Source organism: Kitasatospora sp. NPDC057198 (genome assembly GCF_042670125.1).
Lineage (GTDB): Bacteria > Actinomycetota > Actinomycetes > Streptomycetales > Streptomycetaceae > Kitasatospora.
Genome location: NZ_JBHUWH010000632.1, coordinates 1 through 3,658, shown reverse-complemented (window position 1 = coordinate 3,658; position 3,658 = coordinate 1). Strand labels below are relative to the sequence as shown.

At 75.7% G+C, this 3,658-nt stretch carries 4 protein-coding genes and 1 pseudogene; 3 read left to right on the top strand and 2 right to left on the bottom strand.

Annotated features, from left to right (window positions below):
• Window positions 1-207: pseudogene (locus ACFUEL_RS36900) on the bottom strand (alpha/beta hydrolase); the annotation flags it as partial.
• Window positions 208-283: 76 nt separating this feature from the next.
• Window positions 284-1,378 carry an alpha-hydroxy acid oxidase gene (locus ACFUEL_RS36895; RefSeq protein ID WP_380242139.1) on the bottom strand — a complete coding sequence of 365 codons (1,095 nt, stop codon included), beginning with the start codon at window positions 1,376-1,378 and terminating at the stop codon, window positions 284-286.
• A 172-nt stretch (window positions 1,379-1,550) separates the two neighbouring features.
• Here ACFUEL_RS36895 and ACFUEL_RS36890 point away from each other — a divergent pair, with 172 nt between their 5' ends.
• The 3 genes from ACFUEL_RS36890 to ACFUEL_RS36880 are packed head-to-tail and all read left to right on the top strand — an operon-like array spanning window position 1,551 to window position 3,610.
• Complete coding sequence (locus ACFUEL_RS36890; protein WP_380242137.1) at window positions 1,551-2,981, top strand: class I adenylate-forming enzyme family protein; 1,431 nt, start codon at window positions 1,551-1,553, stop codon at window positions 2,979-2,981.
• A 48-nt stretch (window positions 2,982-3,029) separates the two neighbouring features.
• A complete protein-coding gene (locus tag ACFUEL_RS36885) occupies window positions 3,030-3,308 on the top strand; it encodes an acyl carrier protein (protein WP_380242135.1) in 279 nt (92 codons plus the stop codon).
• Window positions 3,305-3,610, top strand: a complete 306-nt coding sequence (locus ACFUEL_RS36880; protein WP_380242134.1) for an acyl carrier protein — start codon at window positions 3,305-3,307, stop codon at window positions 3,608-3,610. The genes ACFUEL_RS36885 and ACFUEL_RS36880 overlap by 4 nt, the downstream gene beginning before the upstream one ends.
• Window positions 3,611-3,658 lie beyond the last annotated feature (48 nt).

The following is a 3,658-nucleotide window of genomic DNA, read 5'->3' as shown; positions in this document are numbered from 1 at the left end:
GGGGTAGACCCGCAGCGGCAGCGGGCCGCCGGGGCCGTCGACGGTGAACTCCTCGACCGCGCCGACGGGTTCCGGGTTCCCGGCGGCCGCGCGGATGTCGGCGAGGTCCGCGGCGCGCGCCTCGGCGAGAGTGCGGGCGTACAGCGGGGGCGTACCGGCCGCGACGCGCTGCCGGCGCAGGGCTTCGGCCTGGGGGTGCAGTGGCAAGGGACGTTCCTGGGATCGGGCCGCCGAACGGCGGCAGGGGGGGTCGGTGCGGGTTCAGGTGCGCGGCGGCAGCGGTTCAGGCGGGCTGCCGGTCGGAGGGGGTGACGGCGGAGGGGCCGAGGTCGGCGAGCCGGGGGCGGCCCAACAGGGCCAGTGTGTCGTCGAGTTCGGCCTTCAGCAGGTCGAGGACCTGGGTGACGCCGTGCTCGCCGCCGGCGGCCAGGCCCCACAGGACGGGCCGGCCGATCAGGACGGCGCGGGCGCCGAGGGCGATCGCGAGGGCAGCATCCGTGCCCGTCCGGACACCGCCGTCCAGGAGGACGGGCAGGTTCGGCGGCACCGCGGCGGCCACTTCGGGCAGTGCCGCGAGGGACGGCAGGGCACCGTCGAGCTGCCGGCCGCCGTGGTTGGAGACCACGACGGCGTCGGCGCCGTGCTCGGCGGCGAGCCGGGCGTCCTCGGCGGTGAGGATGCCCTTGAGGACGATCGGGAGGCTGCTGCGTTCGCGCAGCCAGGCCAGGTCGGCCCAGGTCAGGGTGGGGTCGAACTGCTCCCTGGCGTGGTCGGCGAGGCCCGAACTGCCTTCGTCCGCACGGTGGCTGGCGGCCATCAGGGCCGGGTCGAGGTTGACCGCGCGGACGTGCGCGGGGATCGCGAAGCCGTTGCGGGCGTCGCGCAGCCGGCGGCCGATCCGGGGGGCGTCCACGGTGAGCACCAGGGCGCGGTAGCCGGCGGCTTCGGCGCGTTCGACCACGGCGGCCAGTGCGTCGCGGCGGCGCAGCCAGTACAGCTGGAGCCAGAGCGGGCCGGTGGCGGCCTGCGCGATGGACTCCAGGGTGCGGCTGGCGAAGATCCCGGCGACCATGAGCGCTCCGGCGCGGCCGGCCGCGCGGGCGGTGGCGGTCTCGCCCTCGGGGTGGAACAGCCGGTGGTAGGCCATCGGCGCGATGCCGACCGGGGTGTCCAGCGGGCTGCCGAGCAGGGTGAGGGACTGGTCGGTGGTGGAGACGTCGACGAGCGTGCGCGGGCGCAGGCGGCACCGTTCGTACGCGGCCCGATTGGCGGCGAGGGTGCGTTCGGCGCCGCTGCCGCCCTGGAGGAAGTCCCAGACCTCGGCGGGGAGCCGGGCGCGGGCGGCGCGTTCGAGGTCGGCCAGTTCGAGTGGTCCCACGGGGTTGCCTTTCCGGGCAGGCCGCGCTCGGGCCCGCTCCGGCCCGGCAGCGTAGGAGGCGGTCGGCCCAATGGTCTAGACCTTGCTTCGGTTCGATCGCCTGTGCCATCGTCAGGAAGTCGAACCGACCCCTCGGTTGCGACCGATCTCCATCCGACCTCCCCTTCGTGGAGTGGCGTTGACCGGCTCTTCCTCTCCTTCCTTCCCGCCTGCCCAGGCTCCGGACGACTGGGTGGACCGCTTCCTGCTGGCCGGCCCGGACGACCAGGAGTGCCTGCGCTTCGAGGCCCCCGTGGACCGCGCCGCGCTGCGCGCCCTGGTCGCCGAGCAGGCCGGGCGGCTCACCGCCGCGGGCCTGACCCGCGGCGGCACCGCCGCGCTGCGGCTGGCGCCCTCGCTCGGCTACACCGCCGCGCTGCTGGCCTGCTGGCAACTGGGCGCCCAGGCCGTCCTGCTGGACCACCGGCTCACCGACCACGAGGTGGCGCTGGCCGTCGAACGGCTGGCCCCGCAGGTCCTGGTGGAGTCGGCGCACGGCCCCGCGGCCGCGATGCGCGGCTTCGCCGAGACCGACCCGGTGCCGGTGGCGCTGCCGGGGGGCCGCCCGGCCGCGACCGGCCACGCCCTGGTGCAGCTGAGCTCGGGCTCGACCGGCCCGGCCAAGGTGATCGCCCGCACCGCCGCCGACCTGCTGCGCGAACTCGACTGCTACGCACGGCTGGAGGCGTTCCCGAAGGCCGGGGAGCGGGTCGTCCTGCTCTCCTCGATGGTGCACGTGCTCGGCCTGGTCGGCGGACTGCTCAACAGCCTGCACGCCCGGGTTCCGCTGACCGTGCCCGCCCGGACGACGACGGCGGGCGTGCTGGCCGCGATCGGCGCGGACGACCGGCCGACCACCGTGATCGGCGTCCCGTTCCACGCCGAGCTGCTGGCCGGTGCGGCCGACCCGCCGCCGCTGCCGCAGCTGCGCCGGATGATCGTGGCCGGCGAGCTGGTCCGCCCCGGGGTGCCCGCCGCCTTCACCGCCCGCTACGGCGTGCCGCTGGGCACCATGTACGGGATGACCGAGACCGGCGTCATCGCCACCGACCTGACCGGGCGCAACCACCCGGCGGTCGAACCCGTCCACGGGATGGAACTGTCCGTGGCAGGCGGCGAGTTGCACATCGCCCGGGAGGAGTCCCCGTACCTGGGCCCGACCGACCCGACCCGCTGGTCGGACGGTCTGCTGCACACCCGGGACGCCGCGCTGATCGAGGCCGGCACCGGCCTGGTGACCGTCCTCGGGCGGCGCGACTCCCAGGTCTCGATCGGCGGCCTCAAGGTCGACCTCAACGAGGTCGAGCACACCCTGGCGGCGCTGCCGGAGGTCCGCGAGGCCGTGGTGGTCTTCGCGGACGGCGCCATCGAGGCGTACCTGGCCACCGGGAACGCCGCGACCGCCGGGGTCACCGACCGGGCCGACGCCGTCCGGGAGGCGCTGGCCCGCGAACTGGCCGCCTTCAAGCGCCCCCGGCGGCTCACCTTCCTCCCGGCGCTGCCCCGCACCGCCACCGGCAAGCTCGTCCGCGACGCCGCCGCGCTGCGCGCCGCCACCCCCTGACCCGACCGCACACCGTTGCGGCCCCCGACCCAGCACGAGGAGCACACCATGCAGGAGCGCATCCAGGAGTTCGTCATCGCGGCACTCGCCGGGATGAACTACGACGTCGACGGGATCACCGGCGAAACCGACCTCGGCCCGGCCGGGCTCGACCTCGAGTCGCTGGCGCTCGCCGAACTCTCGGTCCAGGTCGAGGACGAGTTCGGGATCAAGTTCGACATGGACGAGATGGAGACCACCGCGCTGATGACCCTCGACGAGTTCACCGCCGACGTGGCCCGCCGGATCGCCACCGCCGCCACCGCCACCGCCGGGAGCGCCGCGTGAGCAGCACCGTGCCGCCGGACCGGGCCGCTGTGGTGGCGATGCTCGCGGCGTTCGGGCAGCGGGCCGCGGAGCAGGTGCCCGACAGCCTCGGCTCGCTCGAACTGACCTGGCTGACCGCCGAGTTCGAGCAGCGCTACGGCATCGAGCTGGAGCTCTCGGACGAGCAGTTCGCGGCCGTCCGCACGGTGGACGACGCCGTCGCGGTGCTGCGCGCGGCCGTCCTCGCCACCGCTCCGGCCGGGCCCGGCGGCAGTGCCGCCTCCGGTGCCGACGCCGTCCCGGCCGGGGTCGCCCGGTCATGAGTTCCAGCGCACCGCCGGCCGACCGGCCGGTGTTCACCGGCCTCGGGG

Excerpts from the sequence above, each read along its gene's own strand:
- ACFUEL_RS36885 (WP_380242135.1), top strand. The coding sequence starts at position 3,030 with ATGCAGGAGCGCATCCAGGAGTTCGTCATCGCGGCACTCGCCGGGATG.